Annotated in this window: 15 protein-coding genes and 6 pseudogenes; 10 read left to right on the top strand and 11 right to left on the bottom strand. The window is 58.4% G+C overall.

What is annotated here, in order from left to right:
• Positions 1–114: 114 nt before the first annotated feature.
• Positions 115–1,179: a Glu/Leu/Phe/Val family dehydrogenase gene (locus ACOQFT_RS09795; protein WP_421597746.1), complete on the top strand. Its 1,065-nt coding sequence runs from the start codon at positions 115–117 to the stop codon at positions 1,177–1,179.
• 192 nt (positions 1,180–1,371) lie between these two features.
• Here ACOQFT_RS09795 and ACOQFT_RS09790 read toward each other — a convergent pair.
• Both ACOQFT_RS09790 and ACOQFT_RS09785 read right to left on the bottom strand, forming a co-directional pair.
• A pseudogene (locus ACOQFT_RS09790) lies at positions 1,372–1,513 on the bottom strand (IS256 family transposase); the annotation flags it as partial.
• Between the two features lie 49 nt (positions 1,514–1,562).
• Positions 1,563–2,493, bottom strand: a pseudogene (locus ACOQFT_RS09785) (DUF2493 domain-containing protein).
• Between the two features lie 206 nt (positions 2,494–2,699).
• Between ACOQFT_RS09785 and ACOQFT_RS09780 the strand changes: the two are divergent.
• Positions 2,700–2,975: a hypothetical protein gene (locus tag ACOQFT_RS09780; protein WP_421597745.1), complete on the top strand. Its 276-nt coding sequence runs from the start codon at positions 2,700–2,702 to the stop codon at positions 2,973–2,975.
• Positions 2,975–3,307: a type II toxin-antitoxin system RelE/ParE family toxin gene (locus ACOQFT_RS09775; protein WP_421597744.1), complete on the top strand. Its 333-nt coding sequence runs from the start codon at positions 2,975–2,977 to the stop codon at positions 3,305–3,307. The genes ACOQFT_RS09780 and ACOQFT_RS09775 overlap by 1 nt, the downstream gene beginning before the upstream one ends.
• Positions 3,308–3,490: 183 nt before the next feature.
• On the opposite strand, the pseudogene ACOQFT_RS09770 reads toward ACOQFT_RS09775, so the two are convergent.
• Positions 3,491–3,748: pseudogene (locus ACOQFT_RS09770) on the bottom strand (DUF736 family protein); the annotation flags it as partial.
• A gap of 368 nt (positions 3,749–4,116) precedes the next feature.
• Complete coding sequence (locus ACOQFT_RS09765) at positions 4,117–4,710, bottom strand: TetR/AcrR family transcriptional regulator (protein WP_421597743.1); 594 nt, start codon at positions 4,708–4,710, stop codon at positions 4,117–4,119.
• A gap of 117 nt (positions 4,711–4,827) precedes the next feature.
• Between ACOQFT_RS09765 and ACOQFT_RS09760 the strand changes: the two genes are divergently transcribed.
• The 7 genes from ACOQFT_RS09760 (at position 4,828) to ACOQFT_RS09730 (ending at position 10,788) form a co-directional block, all read left to right on the top strand.
• Complete coding sequence (locus ACOQFT_RS09760) at positions 4,828–5,205, top strand: hypothetical protein (protein ID WP_421597742.1); 378 nt, start codon at positions 4,828–4,830, stop codon at positions 5,203–5,205.
• A gap of 13 nt (positions 5,206–5,218) precedes the next feature.
• Complete coding sequence (locus tag ACOQFT_RS09755; RefSeq protein WP_421597741.1) at positions 5,219–5,644, top strand: GFA family protein; 426 nt, start codon at positions 5,219–5,221, stop codon at positions 5,642–5,644.
• Positions 5,641–6,531 (top strand): haloalkane dehalogenase, encoded by an 891-nt coding sequence (locus ACOQFT_RS09750; RefSeq protein WP_421597740.1) that lies wholly within the window; start codon positions 5,641–5,643, stop codon positions 6,529–6,531. The genes ACOQFT_RS09755 and ACOQFT_RS09750 overlap by 4 nt, the downstream gene beginning before the upstream one ends.
• 113 nt (positions 6,532–6,644) lie before the next feature.
• A complete protein-coding gene (locus tag ACOQFT_RS09745) occupies positions 6,645–7,604 on the top strand; it encodes an HlyD family secretion protein (protein ID WP_421597739.1) in 960 nt (319 codons plus the stop codon).
• Positions 7,601–8,527 (top strand): ABC transporter ATP-binding protein, encoded by a 927-nt coding sequence (locus tag ACOQFT_RS09740; protein WP_421597738.1) that lies wholly within the window; start codon positions 7,601–7,603, stop codon positions 8,525–8,527. The genes ACOQFT_RS09745 and ACOQFT_RS09740 overlap by 4 nt, the downstream gene beginning before the upstream one ends.
• On the top strand, positions 8,524–9,669 hold the full coding sequence (locus ACOQFT_RS09735; protein ID WP_421597737.1) for an ABC transporter permease: 1,146 nt from the start codon (positions 8,524–8,526) through the stop codon (positions 9,667–9,669). The genes ACOQFT_RS09740 and ACOQFT_RS09735 overlap by 4 nt, the downstream gene beginning before the upstream one ends.
• A gap of 99 nt (positions 9,670–9,768) precedes the next feature.
• Positions 9,769–10,788 carry an IS110 family transposase gene (locus tag ACOQFT_RS09730; RefSeq protein WP_421597736.1) on the top strand — a complete coding sequence of 340 codons (1,020 nt, stop codon included), beginning with the start codon at positions 9,769–9,771 and terminating at the stop codon, positions 10,786–10,788.
• Positions 10,789–11,258: 470 nt separating this feature from the next.
• Here the strand turns inward: ACOQFT_RS09730 and ACOQFT_RS09725 are convergent, their stop codons facing one another.
• The 7 genes and pseudogenes from ACOQFT_RS09725 to ACOQFT_RS09695 form a co-directional block, all read right to left on the bottom strand.
• The gene (locus ACOQFT_RS09725) at positions 11,259–11,918 is read right to left on the bottom strand and encodes a hypothetical protein (protein WP_421597735.1); all 660 of its coding nucleotides are present in this window, start codon (positions 11,916–11,918) and stop codon (positions 11,259–11,261) included.
• Between the two features lie 245 nt (positions 11,919–12,163).
• Positions 12,164–13,066, bottom strand: a pseudogene (locus ACOQFT_RS09720) (HipA domain-containing protein).
• Positions 13,067–13,188: 122 nt separating this feature from the next.
• Entirely contained in the window at positions 13,189–13,482 is a 294-nt protein-coding gene (locus ACOQFT_RS09715) for a HipA N-terminal domain-containing protein (RefSeq protein WP_421597734.1), read from the bottom strand.
• Between the two features lie 107 nt (positions 13,483–13,589).
• Positions 13,590–13,655 (bottom strand): hypothetical protein, encoded by a 66-nt coding sequence (locus ACOQFT_RS09710; protein WP_421598022.1) that lies wholly within the window; start codon positions 13,653–13,655, stop codon positions 13,590–13,592.
• 490 nt (positions 13,656–14,145) lie between these two features.
• The gene (locus ACOQFT_RS09705) at positions 14,146–15,204 is read right to left on the bottom strand and encodes a LacI family DNA-binding transcriptional regulator (protein ID WP_421597733.1); all 1,059 of its coding nucleotides are present in this window, start codon (positions 15,202–15,204) and stop codon (positions 14,146–14,148) included.
• Positions 15,204–15,967 (bottom strand): annotated as a pseudogene (locus tag ACOQFT_RS09700) (SDR family NAD(P)-dependent oxidoreductase). Before ACOQFT_RS09700 ends, ACOQFT_RS09705 begins: the two are co-directional and overlap by 1 nt.
• Positions 15,964–16,153: pseudogene (locus ACOQFT_RS09695) on the bottom strand (hypothetical protein); the annotation flags it as partial. The pseudogenes ACOQFT_RS09700 and ACOQFT_RS09695, both read right to left, overlap by 4 nt.

Below are 16,153 nucleotides of genomic sequence, written 5' to 3'. Positions count from 1 at the left end.
GTGTACAACTGGAGGATATCCGGCTGGGCAGCGCGTTGTCGCCGGGGCCATATCCCGCGACCCCGGCGCCGCCCAAACCAACCGCTCCGTTACCGCCATCATGAGGGTCAACACATGAACGACGCCATCACCAAGTCATCCATCACCATCCGCGAACTCGAACCCAGTGCAGGTTACGCAAGACTGGTCGAGGCGCGGGACGAGCAGACAGGTCTGCACGCGCTGGTTTCCATTCATTCGCTGAAACGCGGACCTGCAGCTGGCGGTTGCCGGATGTACGACTACGCCGATATCAAGCAGGCGATCTTTGATGTCGAGCGGCTGTCGCGCGGTATGACTTACAAGAACGCCGCCGCCGATCTGCCACTCGGGGGTGGAAAATCCGTGATCATCGGCGATCCCAAGACCCAAAAGACACCGGAGCTGATGCGTGCCTTTGGTCGGTTCATCGACTCTCTGAAGGGCGACTACTACACCGCCGAAGACGTTGGTGTGTCGCCGCAGGACATGGCCCACGTGGCCGAGGAGGCCGCCTATGTGGCCGGTCTTGAAGGCGGCGCGTTTGCCAGCGGCGACCCATCTCCCGTCACGGCACGCGGCGTATTCCTCTGCCTGAAGCAGACCCTGAAACACGCCACCGGTTCGGACGATCTGACGGGCAAGAAGATCGCAATCCAAGGTCTGGGCCATGTCGGAATGAGCCTTGCCGGGATGCTGCACGATGCTGGCGCCAAGCTGACCGTCTGCGATATCAACGACGAAGCCGTCCGTGCCGCACAAGCCAATTTCGACGCCACCGTTGTTTCTCCGGGCGAGATCCTGCGGCAGGACGTCGACGTCTTTGCGCCCTGCGCCATGGGCGGCGTTCTGAACCCGGTTGCAATCGCTGCACTGAAGGCGCGCTTCGTGGTTGGCGCCGCCAACAACCAGCTTGCCGATGACGCATGCGGCCAGCACCTGAAGGATGCAGGTATCCTTTATGCACCGGACTATATCGTCAACGGCGGCGGTATCGTGAATGTGGCGATGGAAATTCTGGAGATCTCCGATCCGGATTACCGCGAAAGCCGCATCTCGGGATTGGCAACGACACTTGAAAAGGTGTTTGTCCGCGCGGACGAGCTGGATCAACCACCGCACGTGATCGCGGATCAACTGATCGAAGGCCGTCTAAGCTGACTTGCGCAAGCGTTGTTATGCACATGGCCCGACAACAGACCACTGTCTCTGGTCGGCGTTGCTGTTGAACAGCGTCGCGACTTTCGCGTTTCGTCGCGCCGGGCCGATGGAACGGATCAACAACGCTGCTACAATCGGATCTGACAAAATAGCAGCGTTGTTCCGCCTGCCCGCGAAAGTTGCGGTATTGACCGGCATCGCATAGCTGGTCGACATCCAGCGCCAAGAGGCGGTCGGCGACGAACCCGAGCATCTCGGCAAACAGATGGGTGTCGGACATCTCAGACAAAAGCGCGCGCAATGCGGCGGTCTCTGATAGACTGCCCTTGGTCATGGTTGATCTCCTCGGTCGCGGGTCAGGTCGGCAAGGCGACCCTCTCGTTTCATCTATCCCCTGTTTTCTTCGCCGGGTCAGCAACCCGCATGACCGTCCGCCCCTGAGCCTCGGCTTTCTGACCGAGGTTCAGGGCGACCCCATTGCCGCCGAAGAGGACAACTCCGGTGGCGGCGAACTTGTCGTCCAGCATCTCATCATTGCATTTGAAGGGTGCCGCCCGCCCATGCGCGGACCAGCGCGGATCGAAGCGGGCCTGAGCAACGCCCCGCACGCGGGCCCACCGGGCCGCGATCATCTCGGCCCCGTGCTTGCCACCCTTGTGACAGATGAAGATGTCCTGATTGCGGGTCTGCTTGATACGGTCCCGAACCTTGTCGAGCGTGTTGAAAATCACATCGATATCCGTCCAGTCGGTCGCGCCGGAAACGATCAGCGGAACGCCCTCGACCTTCGATCTGGCCGCAGTCTCCCGGTCATGCTGTTCGAGCAATTGCCGGGCCTCGAAGACGGCGCCCGTCTCCTGCGCTCGGATACTGGCGCGCGACCCCGATGCGGGGATGTAGGCGTGGCCGGTTTCGACCTCGTAACATTCCGCCGCTGCTTCGCTCATCGTCTCGATGGCGCCGACGATCTCCCGCAGGTGCAGAAAGCGGGCCTGCGCCTCTTCGAGCGCGGTCTCCGCGATCTCCAATCCGGCATGGCATTTTGCCAGCGCGCCGATCTTGTCGGCGGTGCGGTCGAGTTCTTTGCCCAGAACCACCCTGCGGAGTTGCAGGATCGTCGCAAGCCCGTGCGCCAGCGGCCCAATCTCAGCCTCCAGACCGGTGTTGCGTAGCGGCGCGAGCAGAGTTTCAAAAAACCTCCCGGATGATGCGGTCTTTCAGAATTTCGTCCTGGGGGATCGGAAGGGCTGCGTCCTTCTCGGTCAGGCCAAGGAGTTCGATGGTCTCGTATGTGTTCACTTGATCGTAAGCCATGTTGCTGTCTCCAGATGTTCGGGGACCACCACGTGAGTGTGGTGGCATGGCCGAATGCGCGACAGGCCAACGGCCTGTTCTCCCCTGCGACACGCGAAGCCGAGCAGGGGAGGCCGGAAGGCACAACTGACGGGTTGCCCCTTGTGCGATAACATTGCCAATCGCCGGGATGAGTGGTAGTCTAATGGAGCACCAAGGGGATCGACATGAGCGTTCAGAAGCAATCCGTCAGTTTTACAGACACCGCCTATGCCTTTGCCAGGGAACTGGTTGAAGCCGGGGAATACCCCAATGTGAGCGCGGCGGTTTCGGGAGAATTGGCGAAGGCCAAGGCGGAGCGCGAACGCGAACAGGCTGTGCTTGAGGCAGAACTGGAGCGGCGCCTGTCACTGCCACTTGATCAGTGGGAACCTGTTGGGAAGGCGTCCAATGTCACGGCGGGCGCACGGGCACACCTGGCCGCTATGACCCGCAAGACCTAATGCATTTTGTTCGGCACCCGTTCTTTGAACGGGATCTCATCGGCATCGTTGATCACATTGTCGAGGTCACCGATGGCGACACGGCGGCGGCCCTACGCCGGTTGGATGAAATTGACACCCTGTTCGAAGCAATCGTGGAAAACCCGACCTCCGGCGCCCGCCTTGGTGGAAAACTCGATGGCTGGCTGGTACGCCACGGAGGTGTGGGGCATCGCCTGACCATTGTGTTCAAACCAGTTATCGAGACTGCAACCCTCTACCTTGCCCTCGTGGTCTTTGGCGGGCGAGACTGGATGAAGCTGGCAGCAGCTCGGCAGGTGTTTGCAGGGTAAATCGCTACCGTGGCCTGTGCATTTTCCCAAGACAAGATTTCTCAAATCTTAGACGCAGTAGATACCGTACCAGCAAGTAGTCGCGTCAAGCCGACGTAGCGCCTCCCAAGCATTTAAACAAAAAAGAGGAACCGTGTCCCCACGGTTCCCCTTGTGCTGCTGACCTTGCGATTTCCTCTTCAATCAAGCAACCAGCGACAGCCCGCCGCTTGCAGTCCGGTCCTGCTCACCGCTGTCGACAAACGGGATGATCGAGAAGGTCTGACCGCCACGCTGCTCTTCGTTCTGGACGGCGTTGACCCGCAGATCGCCATCAGGCGTGTTGATCAGCAGCGAGATATAGTCATTGCCGGTCCGGCTGCTCTTGGCCATCCAGGCCGATCCCACGCGGATCGGCTTGCCGCGCGGCGAGCTGATCTAGATCCGGTAGTCGGGATAGGTGTATTTCCGACATACTCTTCGATGGGTCGTCAATATGGCTGATTTACTTCTATGATGCATCCCATGCAGAGTTGCCGTCTCAAGCGGTACAAAACCTCGACTAACAGACGCACGTACTCCGGTTTTCATGGCGCCAGGCTTCCGTTGTAGCTTATGGTCGGGGAGCTAACTGGCGGCCCAAAGCGGCCACTGGAGTTGCTGCAACGGCAGTACACAATCCAGACATACGCTACAGACACATAATGCTCACGCTGCAGGTGGTCAGATCAAATGAAGCCTACTGCTATGCCTTGGCTATCACGTCCGTTTGAGTGTTAGTCCTTTAAGGTTAGTTTAAAGCAGCCAATCACGCCTGCTTATTTCATCACTTACAAATTTCTCCACCCGTCAATCAACCCAACCGCCGCGTCTGCATAGCTCCGCGGGAACTGGTCGGATGTCCGGGCTTTCATGATCGTATGAAGCCCCAGCAACAAGCCGATCAGCAGCTTTGCCGCCTCATCCGGATCAACATCGATGCGCACGGCCCCTTCTGATTTGGCGCGGTTGAGGATCGCTGCAAACCGTCCTTCCAAGGCGGTGAGGTATCTCTCGATTCGGGCGTTCACCTCGGAGTCTGTGCGGTCAAATGAACTGATCGAGTTGAAGGCAAGGCACCCCGCATCCTCGATCTTCGGCATTCGTTCTGCCGAGGCGATACCCTGGAACCAATCGCCGAGGTCACCCAGCGAATAAGTGTCGGGGTCGGGGAAGTGCCGGGCCTCGGCATTGTTCAGATAAGTATCGAGTGTCTTTAGGAAAAACTTTTCTTTCCCGCCATAGGTCGTTTGCAGTGTGAACCGGGTCAGCCCCGTCTCCTGCTCCAGTTCCCGCGTGCTGGCACCGTGGTACCCGCGCCGCCAAAACAGGTCCAATGCACCTGCGACAGCACTGTCGTGATCCGTCTTGCGTTTGCGCGCCACAGATTTCTCCTTGCATTTTCTATCCATGCGGATAGATTTTTATTCCTATCCACATGGATAGCATTGCGGGCGAGCGGCAGCAAATGCCGTATGGCCCCAATTGAACGGAGACCTGACATGACCGCCATCGACCCGACAACCGGGGCGTCAAAGCCCGTCACCCTGCGCGTGATCTTTATCCTGAACGCGCTGAAAATCCTGCTGGCCTTTGGCTTTTTCACCGCCTTCAAGTTCTACGGCCTGCAGGTCGGAGAGCTGGTCGGTCCGCAAGCCGCCAACCTGATGCTCTATACGATGCTGGGATATTTGGTGACGTTTGCCTGTATCGTTGCATCGATCCTCAAACGCAGCATAGTCGGTATCCGCGCTGCGATTGCCGTTGATTTTCTGGTCTCGATCCCGGCCACTGCAATCATCGGCTTTATCATCGCGATCATTAGCATGGTCCTGACCTTCACGGCCTCCGCCCGCGCTTATTTTGCGTATCGCGGCTAACATGATTGTTTCTGTGGTTCATCCAAACACGATTGACGGCCAATGCATCTGCGGCGCGGTGCGCTACCAGGTGCAGAACAACATGGCCGCCTTCAAGCTTTGCTACTGCAGCTTTTGCCAAAAGGCCTCGGGGTCAGCCCATGAAGCGAATGCCTTCACCACGCCCGACCAGATCGAATGGCTGCAAAGTAAGGATATGCTGACATCCTTTGATGTGCCCATTTCCCATGTGCGTCGGGTGTTTTGCCGAAGCTGCGGGACGACGCTGCCATTCGAGGCACAGAACGGCAAGTTTCCGGTCGTCCCCGTCGGAAGCCTGTCACACCCGCCGTCCCGACCCGTTAGCGCGATTGTCGGATGGGCATCCCGCCCCGCATGGTATGATGAGGAGCTGGGATTGATCGAAGAGACACGCAACGCAGAAAGGGCGGCCCAATGAGTGCCGAACAGGGGATTTCACCCGACTTCCCGTTTGACTCGAAATATGTCGAGGTGAATGGGCAGCGCATCCACTATGTCGACGAAGGCGAAGGCGCGCCGGTCCTGTTTCTGCATGGCAATCCCACCTCGTCCTATCTGTGGCGCAACATCATTCCCTATGCCGCCCGGCATGGCCGCGCCATAGCGATGGATCTGATCGGTATGGGCAAATCGGACAAGCCGGATATTCCCTACCGCTTTGTCGACCACGTTCCCTTCCTAGACGGCTTCATCAAGGCGTTGGGGCTGAAGGATGTCACCCTTGTCATCCATGACTGGGGCTCGGCGCTGGGGTTTCACTACGCTCGCAGGCACCCTGAAAACACACGCGGCATCGTGTTCATGGAAGGTGTCATTCGTCCGATGACCTGGGCCGGCTTCCCACCCGGCTTCCGCGCCGGGTTTCGCATGATGCGGACGCCCGGTTTGGGGTGGATAATGATCTCAGGACTAAACATGTTCGTCGAGAAAATCCTGCCAAGCGCCATAGTGCGCGACCTGACACCACAAGAGATAGGAAATTACCGCGCGCCCTTCTCCACGGCGCGCAGCCGCAAACCGGTGCGGGTCTGGCCTTGCGAAATCCCGATCGACGGGACGCCAACGGATGTGCATGACATTGTAAGCGCCTATAGTCGCTGGCTGGGAGAAACCCAAACCCCGATGCTGTTGTTCCACGCCACGCCCGGAGGCACCATCGGGCCAAAAGAGGTCGAATGGTGCCGCCAGACCATCCGGAACCTTGAAGTGGTGGATATCGGCAAAGGCATTCATTTCCTGCAGGAAGATAACCCCCATCTGATCGGAGAAAAGCTGGAGGAATGGCTGGCGCGACTGCCCGCATGAACCCGTGCTGCCACGTTTAGCGGCTGAGCCGTATACATAAATCGGATTTCCTGATTTTATACTTTGACTATTATCCAACGCGTTCAAAGGCCAATTGCCGGAGGGAAGCCCTGTTGAATCTGACGATCTCGATACCTTTGATCCTGGCGGCTGTACTGCCCGCCTTTCTGGACCGGTGCTCTGGGTCTGATACCAGTATCGCCTTGGGCGTGTTGGCGCGTGACCGGGTGGCCTTGACCGCGACAGCCAGCGAAATCGTCGTCGATTTACCGGTTTCCGAGGGAGCCGTCGTCAAGGCAGGCGACACGCTGGTTCAGCTTGATACCACATTGCAAAGCGCAAAGTTGGCACTGGCGCAGGCTGAATTGGAAAAAGCACAGGCGACGCTTTTGAAGCTACAGGTCGGACCGCGGAAAGAAGAGATTGCGATTGCCGAGGCCAAAGTCGCAGGCGCCGTCGCGCGACTGGCCGATGCCGAGGCGATTTACACCCGCAACGCAAAGCTGGTGGAAAACTCGGTCGTGACCGAAGCGCAGGTGGCAAATGATCTGGCCCTGCGCGATTCCGCGCGGGCGGAGTTGGCCAGCGCGCAGCAATCGCTGAAAGAGCTGCAGAACGGCACCAGACCCGAAGACCTGGCGGTTGCCGAAGCCAATGTACGAGCCGCCGAAGCGTTGGTTTCCGCCGAGCAAACCGTTCTGGACGACTTGACGGTTATGGCCACCCGCGACGGCGTGCTGGATTCCCTGCCGTGGAATTTGGGTGAACGAGTAACATCCGGTAGCCCGGTTGCCGTGATGGTCACAGGCCAGACACCTTACGCGCGCGTCTACGTTCCCGAACCGCATCGCGTCAATCTGAAACCCGGCGACACGCTGGAAGTGCGCGTTGACGGGCTGGCCGATCCGTTGGACGGCGTGATCCGCTGGATCAGCGACGACGCGTCCTTCACCCCTTATTACGGGTTGAACAAGGACGACCGCGCGCGCCTTGTCTATTTGGCTGAAATTGACCTGCCCACTGCAACACCCGACCTGCCCGCCGGAGTGCCCGTGCAGGTCCCCATGCCATGAGTGATATCGTCGTCTCGACGAAAGGTCTGACCCGCCGGTTCGGGGAAAACACCGCCGTGAACAATCTGGACCTCGAAATCCGAACCGGCCAGATTTACGGGTTTCTCGGCCCCAATGGCTGCGGCAAGACCACCACCATGCGGATGCTGACCGGGCTGCTGACCCCCAGCAGCGGGGCGATCTCGGTTTTGGGTCGGTCAATGCCCGAAGCGGCTGAGCCGTTAAAAAATGAGATCGGGTACATGACCCAGATCTTCTCGTATTACCGCGATCTGACCGTTCTGGAAAACCTCCGGTTCGCGGCGGAAATCTACGGCATCCCCACAAATGCGGCCAAAGATCGGATCGACGAGCTGCTGCACACCTATGATCTGACGACAAATACCCACCAGCTCAGCGGCAGCATGAGCGGCGGCCAGCGGCAAAAGCTGGCCCTTGCCGCAACCGTCATGCATCGCCCGAAACTGCTATTTCTGGACGAGCCGACCTCGGCTGTTGATCCCGAAACCCGCCGTACGTTCTGGGAACAACTGTTCGATCTGGTCGATCAAGGCGCGACGATGATCGTGTCGACCCATTTCATGGACGAGGCAGAGCGCTGTCATCGGTTGGCGATACTGCAACACGGTATAAAAAAGGCAGACGGGTCTCCGCGAGAGTTGATGGACGATCTGCAGGCCGATGTTGTCGAAGTTGAAGGGCCGGATCTGAGAAAGGTCAAACACGCGCTGGATGGCAAACCCAAAATCCTGTCGACCGCGCAAGTCGGGTCGCGACTGCGTGTGCTGGTGGACAAATCCGAACCTCAGCCAGTGGATATGTTGCGCGGCCAACTTGCTGCGTTTCCCGACCTGTCCCTGACCCCGCAGCGACCAAATCTGGAAGACGTGTTCGTCAGCGCCACACGGGGGCCAGAACAGTGATCTCGCCACGCCGCATCGCTGCCGTACTGAAGAAAGAACTGCTGCAACTGCGGCGGGACAGGATGACCTTTGCCATGGTCATCATGATCCCGCTGATCCAGCTGCTGCTGTTTGGCTACGCGATCAACACCAACCTGCGCCATGTGCCCGTCGCGGTGGTGGACCAGTCCGGATCCGAGCTGTCCCGCACATTGGCGCAGATCGTTCAGGCCACGCAGGTCGTGACCATCACCGAACAGCTGACCACCCCGCAAGAAGCCGAGCGCGCGATCACTGAATCCCGCGTACGCGCCGCGCTGATCATCCCACCGGACGTCAGCCAGCGCCTTGCCCGCAGCCCGTCAGTCGGGTTGGGCCTGCCCAACGCAACCGACCAGACCAGCAGCCGACCGGTTGCCCATTGGATCGTCGATGGCTCGGACACGATGGTGGCCAGCGCAATCAAATCCCTGCGCACGATGCCTTTGACAGAACTGCTGAAACAACCACCAAACCGGCAGGTGCCCACGTTCGAGGTGACGCTTTACTTCAACCCCGAGCAGCGGTCGCCGGTCAATATCGTGCCGGGTCTTGTCGGCGTGATCCTGACCATGACGATGATCCTGTTCACCTCAGCGGCCATCGTCCGCGAACGCGAGCGGGGCAATATGGAGATGCTGATCAACACCCCGATCAAATCGATCGAACTGATGATCGGCAAAATCATCCCCTACATCTTTCTGGGCCTGATACAGGTCGCAATCATCCTCGGCCTCGGGCACGTCCTGTTCGATGTCCCGATCAATGGTGGGCTAGGTGTATTGTTTGTTGTAACGCTGCTGTTCATTATTGCCAGCCTTTCTCTGGGGCTGGTCATTTCCACTCTGGCCCAGAACCAGCTTCAGTCGATGCAGATGACCATCTTTGTCCTGCTGCCCTCAATCCTGATGTCCGGTTTCATGTTTCCCTTCGACGGTATGCCGCGACCCGTCCAGATGATTGCTCAAGTCCTGCCGGCAACCCATTTCATGAAAATGATCCGCGGCGTGGTCCTGCGTGACGCGTCGCTTTACGAGTTGCGCTGGGGAATCCTCTGGATGATCGGATTTGCGGTATTCGGATTGCTGGCGGCAACTCTGAGGTTCAAGAAACGGTTGGGTTGAAGACGGCCCTTACCGGATGGAGTGGGTGGCTCCTGCTCCACCGGCGTCTCGATGCGCCATACTGCAGTTGTTACCGACTGCTAGGAAAGGAGCCACCCAATGACAGTTAAAACAGTTGGACTGGATCTGGCCAAGGACGTGTTCCAGGTTCATGGGATTTCAGTCGCTGGCCGAAAGATATTCAACAAGAAGATCAAGCGCCCGAAGCTGCTTGCATTTTTTGAGACCCTTCCGCGCTGTGTTGTCGGCATGGAAGCCTGCGGCTCTGCCCACTATTGGGGCCGTGAACTCAGCAGGCTGGGTCATGACGTCCGGTTGATGCCAGCAGCCTATGTCAAACCCTATGTAAAGCGCGGCAAGACCGACGCCGCTGATGCCGAGGCGATCTGCGAGGCCGTCCGTCGGCCAACAATGCGGTTCGTCGAAGTGAAATCCGAAGACCAGCAGGCAATCCTGGCGCTGCACCGCACCCGGGATCTCGCGGTCCGGCAGCGCACGCAGCTGGCGAATATGATCCGAAGCCTTTTGCGCGAATTCGGCCATGTGCTGCGGAGCGGGATCGAGGCTGTGATCGCCTTCGCCAAACGCCACCTTGAAGGGGAACGGCCCGACATGCCGGATCTGGCAAGCGGCATTCTCGGCACGGTCTGTTACCAGTTTCTTGGCGTTCACGAGCGCGTTGAAGGCTATTCAAAGATGATCGAGAGGCATGCGCTGCTGGATGCCGGTGCCCGGCGATTGATGCGCATGCCTGGCGTCGGCCCGATTACCGCCTCCGCCATCGTGGCGACCATCGGAGATGCTAAGCAATTTCGGACTGGTCGCGATCTTGCGGCGTGGCTAGGCCTGACACCACTCAACAAGTCCAGTGGTGGAAAGGAAAAGCTCGGCAAGATCACCAAGAAGGGCGACCGTTACATCCGAAAGCTCCTGATCACCGGCATGACATCACGTGCGCTGATGGGCAGGAAGCACCCGGAGCGCATGGATATCTGGAGCGCCAGAATCCTCGCCGAAAAACCGTTCCGGTTGGCGACGGTCGCGATGGCCAACAAGAGCGCCCGGATCATCTGGGCGATACTGACAAAACAACAGGAATATCGGCAGCCGGTCGCCTGATCGGATCGACCTGCCAGAAATGCAAGACGTTTGATGTGATGATGCGGATGTAAGTCAACCAAAAGCCAGGACACTCCGACGAAAGTCGCGGCCCACCGAGGTCGTTTAGCCGATAGGAACCTCGCTTGCGGAACTCATCAAGGCCAGCAGTCGATAACACTGGCTGCGTCAACAGGCCGAACACACGACGGTACTGACGGACCGCCGTATTCAACGCAGAAAACACTTGCAATGCAGGCGCCACCCACACACGCCTTTTGACTGCCGAGGCGTCTCTGCGGCGCGGCGTCGCCGAACCGGACAATTGCGCTCACCGCAGCACGAGATTGCCGGAAGCCCTTCGTGCAGTCGTTCCTTCCGGACGTGATAGTCGTGTCCGGGCTGCTTTGGGTGATGCGGTTAAGGTCATCAAGTTAATTGTGACGGATCGCTCTGGTGAAGGAGGGCGATGAGCTCCTTTGGCTCACGTATCAATTTTCGATCCTTCGTGCTTCCAGCAATTCGTCCAGTCGCAGCCCGTCTGCAAGCGTTGCGTTTTGTTCAAACCCACTCAGAGCTTCATCAATTGCCGCGTTGTGGTAGTTCCTCAGCCAATTGAATTTGCGTCGGACCATAGCGTTCGGATTGTTGACGAGACCGGCTTCGACAAATTCCTTGTGGCTCTGCAGGAAGCCAAGCCAATCGAGATAGGGGGCGTCGAATTCACTGAGGCTCGCGCGAAGATAATCAATGTAATGAAGCCCCGAATCATCTTGGCGAAGTAGGTTGCGCAAGTGGCGTTCTTCGTCCTCAAAATCATGACCTTCTCGCCACAGATTTCTGTCTCGCCGATGACGTTCGATCACATCTTCATGGACCGCAATTCTCGGGAATACTACCTCGCGCTCCTCCATCTCATAGGCCTGTACAAGCCCTGGCCCGAATACCGGCCCTTCAAACCCGATGCCGAGATGCATGTGTCCGATCGTCAACGTTCCCCGAACCAAGTTGCCGCTCTGAAGAAACTCAACCCGGATATGGAGCAGGTCGATGAGTTCCCAGACCAACGGACCAGCTTGGTACTGCGTCTCCATGGTTCTGACCCGTGCGATGGCATCGGACACGATCGCGGCATACACCTCACTGATCATGCGCATCTCGTCTGAGCGTGTCGGCGGGGTGGCACCGCCTTCCGAAATATGGCGGAAGGTTCCGAGCAATTCGCGAATTTCCGATCCGCTTCGAGTATTCAGAAGGTTTCTGAACCCGAGTACATCAAAGTACGTGACTATGCACTCTTCCTAGTCAGGACCGGCTTCAAAATAAGTCGTTGTTTTCCTCTCGCATCAGATACCCCGTTCCGCGGGGCTATCTAAGAGTTTCAAGGTCTTGTATTTTACGTCGTGTCAGAGAGTTTGAGGCCACCGAGCCGCTCCGTGATCGCTTTGCCAACGGCATCGACAATGGCTTGCGGGAAGGTTTTGGACAGGGCGTTGGCGGCAATATCGAGGGCTTTGGGCGCTCTTGCCGCGACCTCCTCGATGATGTCCGTGGTTCGCTTTCTTGAGGAACCGGCGCGCATGGCCGTTTGTACAAAATGCCGCCCGTGAATCTGATCAAAGCGATAGTGTCGCCTGTTTCCGACCGACATCGCCATCTTCATTCGTTTGCGTTCGATTTGGCGCGCATCCAGTGCGCATTGCGCTGTCACGATGTCACAGAGCGGGGTCATGCGATAGCTGCCGCCAGGGCTCAGGAACACACTGAAGTTCTTAGCATGGGCGTCCGTCACACCCATCAGCCAGAATATGAGCTGCGCTTTGAGGAAGATGTCTTGATCCTCGATCGGTGTATCGCTGCCGTTGAGCAAGCCCAGAACATCGATCATGCCGGGGCCACCCTCATTCTGGTATTTTAGCGTCGGCGGTACAGAGAGTGCCTGACAGCAATCTTACTGAGGCAGGCGCAGCAATCGCCCGTCTTTCGTCCAGCGGCGATCAAAGCGTTCGATGACCAGAGCCTTGGTCCCGCCGAAGGTTTCGATGGTGGCGGCGTTCACGGGCAGGCCAAATGCTGCGGTGAGTTTCAAGCAATAGCATTCGTTCTCGACGCTATCCGAGGGATCGATGCCATCGGGCAGTTTACCGATCTGCGTTTTGATCAGATGGGTGGTCGGCGTCGTGCCGTGTAGTTTGATCCACTGACCGTCATGCCAAAGCAGGGCGGTCTTTTCTTGCGCACCTGCAACTGAAATCCTGAAGGCGTCGTCGCTGGCGAGGCCAAGCGGCGCTTGGCTCAACCCGTTAGGATTTTCTCGATTGTAGACGCATCGACCGCTTCACCTTCGATCTTGCCGGTAGCGCCAGGGACTTCATCGTCTCCTGCGATGAACTGGAGTGCCCCCACGCAGTCATAGCCGATCTAGGTCAGTATACTGTAGGCGTCCGTTCCACGCGCGCCGACCTTTTCGGCGACGAAGCGGCGCAGCTTATCCGTGTCAGGCAGCAGATTTTCGAAGACCGCAGAGACAGGTTCGCCGCGATAGGGCATCTCCCGCAGCGGCAGTGACAAAAAGAGCGGCAAGGCATGCTCCCAGTCCAGCCAGTTCGCTCCGTATGCCTCCACGATGCCACCGCTTGGCTCGCGGGTCAGCGTCCCGACGCGGCGGTTATTCAGATAGACGCGCAAGGGCGCATAGGCCGGGCGCCGACCCATCAGAACAGCTCCTCGATATCACTGCCATGGCTTTCGGAGCGTTGTCCGATCCTGAATTCCAGATCGAGAGCCGCAAGGACTGCGAGGATGGATTCGAGCTTTGCGGGCTATTCTCCGCTCTCTATCATCGAGATCGTTGCCTGGCGCAGGCCTGCCCGCTCGGCGAGCTTCATCTGTGTCCAATCGCGCTTTTGCGTGCCCGGTGGATGATGGAGCCAATCTGTCTTGGTCAGTATACGTTATGGCGTATATAAATTCCTTATGCGCCTTAACGCATAAAGTTGAAATATCTACTGAGGCGTATAACGGCTCTGGCGCTCACGAGCAAAGCTGGGCAGATGAAGATGGAGGGGGGCTCCGGGTTTGCGGATCGTCTGGGCTCAGTGGTGGGCAGCGCCAATAGCGCACCAGCTTGGAGCGGAATATGTCATTTACTACAGCGAAAACATGCCACGTTAGCGGCGCTCGTCGACTACAGCCAACGCTCGCATGGGCAAAAAGCGCCGAATGCGCTGGTCCCCAAAAGGCGCACATCGAGTAGCAACGGTCAGAGCCGCGGTCTTGGATGGAAGGCTTGGAGTAGGACAGCTACGCGCCGCCTGATCCCCAGAGGCTTTCCACTCCCTATCTCTCCTGCCGTGTATTCCCCGGATTACTACTGCTTCAGGTATCTGACGAAACTTGGTGCGTATCCGTGCGACCGGCTGGTTCATACACCTTGGGTTTGCGGGCAGAGCCGCGGATGATCAGGTCTCCTGGGATGTGTATCTGACTGGCTTCTGTTTCACCTTCGACACGGTTGAGCAGAGCCGTAACAGTGGCTTCCACCATGCGTCTGACCGGCTGACGCACGGTGGTCAGATCATAGGTTGGCGCAGCGGCGGCGGGAACATCGTCATAGCCCACCACCGACACGTCTTCGGGCACGCGCAGGCCCAGTTCGAACCTCAGGACATCCATGACGCTCATGGCCATGTGATCATTGCCGACAAAAACCGCATCCGGGCGGTCTTTTTGGTCGAAGAGCTCGCGCGTCAGCCATCGCACCGTTTCTGCGGAATACTTGCCATCGACCACTGCCACGGGTTCCATCCCGTGATCGGTCAACGCTTCGGAAAATCCCTGCGCCCGGTCGCGCCCGGTTGAGGATTTCTGCCAGCCCGCGATATGAGCCAAACGGCGATGTCCGCCAGCCACCAGAAAATTTGCTGCTGCGCGGCCTCCGGCCCGGTTGTCGGAAGTCACGGCGGAAAGGCGGGGATCGTCTTGACCCCGATTGAACATCACGATCGGAATACCTGCCTCTTCACATCGCGTCGTCAGGTCATTCGACATGGTGACTGAAGCGGTGATGATCCCGTCGACACCATAGTCCAGCAGGCTGCGAACCATATCAGGGACTTTTTCACCCTGGGGGTCAGCCAGAAAAATCAGAATGTGATAACCGCGTTCCTGGAGGCTTAAGCTTAAGTGTTCAAGTGCCACGGGGTAGAACTGGTTCTCGAGATAGGAAACCACAAGGCCGATGATCCGACTCTTTCCGGTAATCATGGCTCGGGCCATAGGATTGGGTCGGTATCCCAACTGTTCAGCCGCTGCCATCACCCGGCTGCGCGTCTTTTCGGACACGCTGCCGCCTGCGGTGAACGTGCGGCTGACGGCAGATTGCGAAACACCTGCCAACCGTGCCACATCCGCAAGCGTAACTGAGTCCCGTCCCATCACTCTGCCGTCCAGCCTCCATCGATCATTAGCGCGGTGCCGGTCACCAGTGCCGAAGCGTCCGAGGCTAAGTACACCACCGCCCCCATGATATCTTCGACCTTGCCAACGCGGGCAAGCTTGATCTTCTCTTCAATCCACTTTCGCCGCGCTGTGTTCGCCAGCGTCTGCTCCGCCAATGGCGTTTGAATAAACGTGGGGCAGATGGTGTTGATCCGGATTCCCATCGGGCCCCATTCGATGGCCATGGATTTGACCATGCCCTCAAGTCCATGCTTTGAAGCCGCATAAACTGTGCGGTCAATACCGCCCACATGGCCCATCTGGCTGGAAACTGGATGATCGACCCTTCTTGGCCCGCATTCTCCATAGCGCGCGCCGCAGCCTGCGACAGAAAATGCGCCGCGCGCAAGTTGATGTCCATGACGGCATCGTAGTCTTCTGGCGTGGTGTCCAGCGCAGGTGCATGGCGGGCCAGCCCGGCTGAATTCACCACGATGTCAAAGACAGGTTGCTCTTTCCATATACGGTTCAGCGCATCAAGGTCGGCCATGTCCATTACAAGCGTCTCAACAGACTGCCCGGCAGCCCGCATTTGGGTCACGGTCGCCTTCAGACGGTCCGCCCCACGTGCGGCGCACACCACATGCGCACCGGCCTCGGCCAGCGCCATCGCGCATCCCAGACCAATCCCCGAGGAGGCACCGGCAACAAGGGCCCGGCGTCTATCGAGTCGAAAGGACGGGGTGTGCGGTAAGATCATTCGGCCGCCACGTCCGAAGAAGAGACCGGCGCAGCCTCACCGTAAGGCACGTTGAGCCCACCATAGCGACGCACGCGGATGTTGCATTGTTCGGCATGGCCGACAAAGCCTTCCAGCATGCACAGGCGCGAGCCGTATTCGCCGATCAGCGTCGCGGCCTCGTCGGTGACGACCTTCTGATAGCTG

Source organism: Ruegeria sp. MALMAid1280 (assembly GCF_049195285.1).
In the GTDB taxonomy this organism is placed as follows: domain Bacteria; phylum Pseudomonadota; class Alphaproteobacteria; order Rhodobacterales; family Rhodobacteraceae; genus Ruegeria.
The sequence above is the reverse complement of the archived record's forward strand: the minus strand, read 5'-3'. Positions and strand labels throughout refer to the sequence as shown.

Excerpts from the sequence above, each read along its gene's own strand:
- ACOQFT_RS09715 (WP_421597734.1), bottom strand. The coding sequence starts at position 13,482 with ATGGGTCGGCGCCCGGCCTATGCGCCCTTGCGCGTCTATCTGAATAAC.
- ACOQFT_RS09780 (WP_421597745.1), top strand. The coding sequence starts at position 2,700 with ATGAGCGTTCAGAAGCAATCCGTCAGTTTTACAGACACCGCCTATGCC.
- ACOQFT_RS09725 (WP_421597735.1), bottom strand. The coding sequence starts at position 11,918 with ATGATCAGTGAGGTGTATGCCGCGATCGTGTCCGATGCCATCGCACGG.
- ACOQFT_RS09775 (WP_421597744.1), top strand. The coding sequence starts at position 2,975 with ATGCATTTTGTTCGGCACCCGTTCTTTGAACGGGATCTCATCGGCATC.
- ACOQFT_RS09740 (WP_421597738.1), top strand. The coding sequence starts at position 7,601 with ATGAGTGATATCGTCGTCTCGACGAAAGGTCTGACCCGCCGGTTCGGG.
- ACOQFT_RS09730 (WP_421597736.1), top strand. The coding sequence starts at position 9,769 with ATGACAGTTAAAACAGTTGGACTGGATCTGGCCAAGGACGTGTTCCAG.
- ACOQFT_RS09760 (WP_421597742.1), top strand. The coding sequence starts at position 4,828 with ATGACCGCCATCGACCCGACAACCGGGGCGTCAAAGCCCGTCACCCTG.
- ACOQFT_RS09705 (WP_421597733.1), bottom strand. The coding sequence starts at position 15,204 with ATGGGACGGGACTCAGTTACGCTTGCGGATGTGGCACGGTTGGCAGGT.
- ACOQFT_RS09750 (WP_421597740.1), top strand. The coding sequence starts at position 5,641 with ATGAGTGCCGAACAGGGGATTTCACCCGACTTCCCGTTTGACTCGAAA.
- ACOQFT_RS09795 (WP_421597746.1), top strand. The coding sequence starts at position 115 with ATGAACGACGCCATCACCAAGTCATCCATCACCATCCGCGAACTCGAA.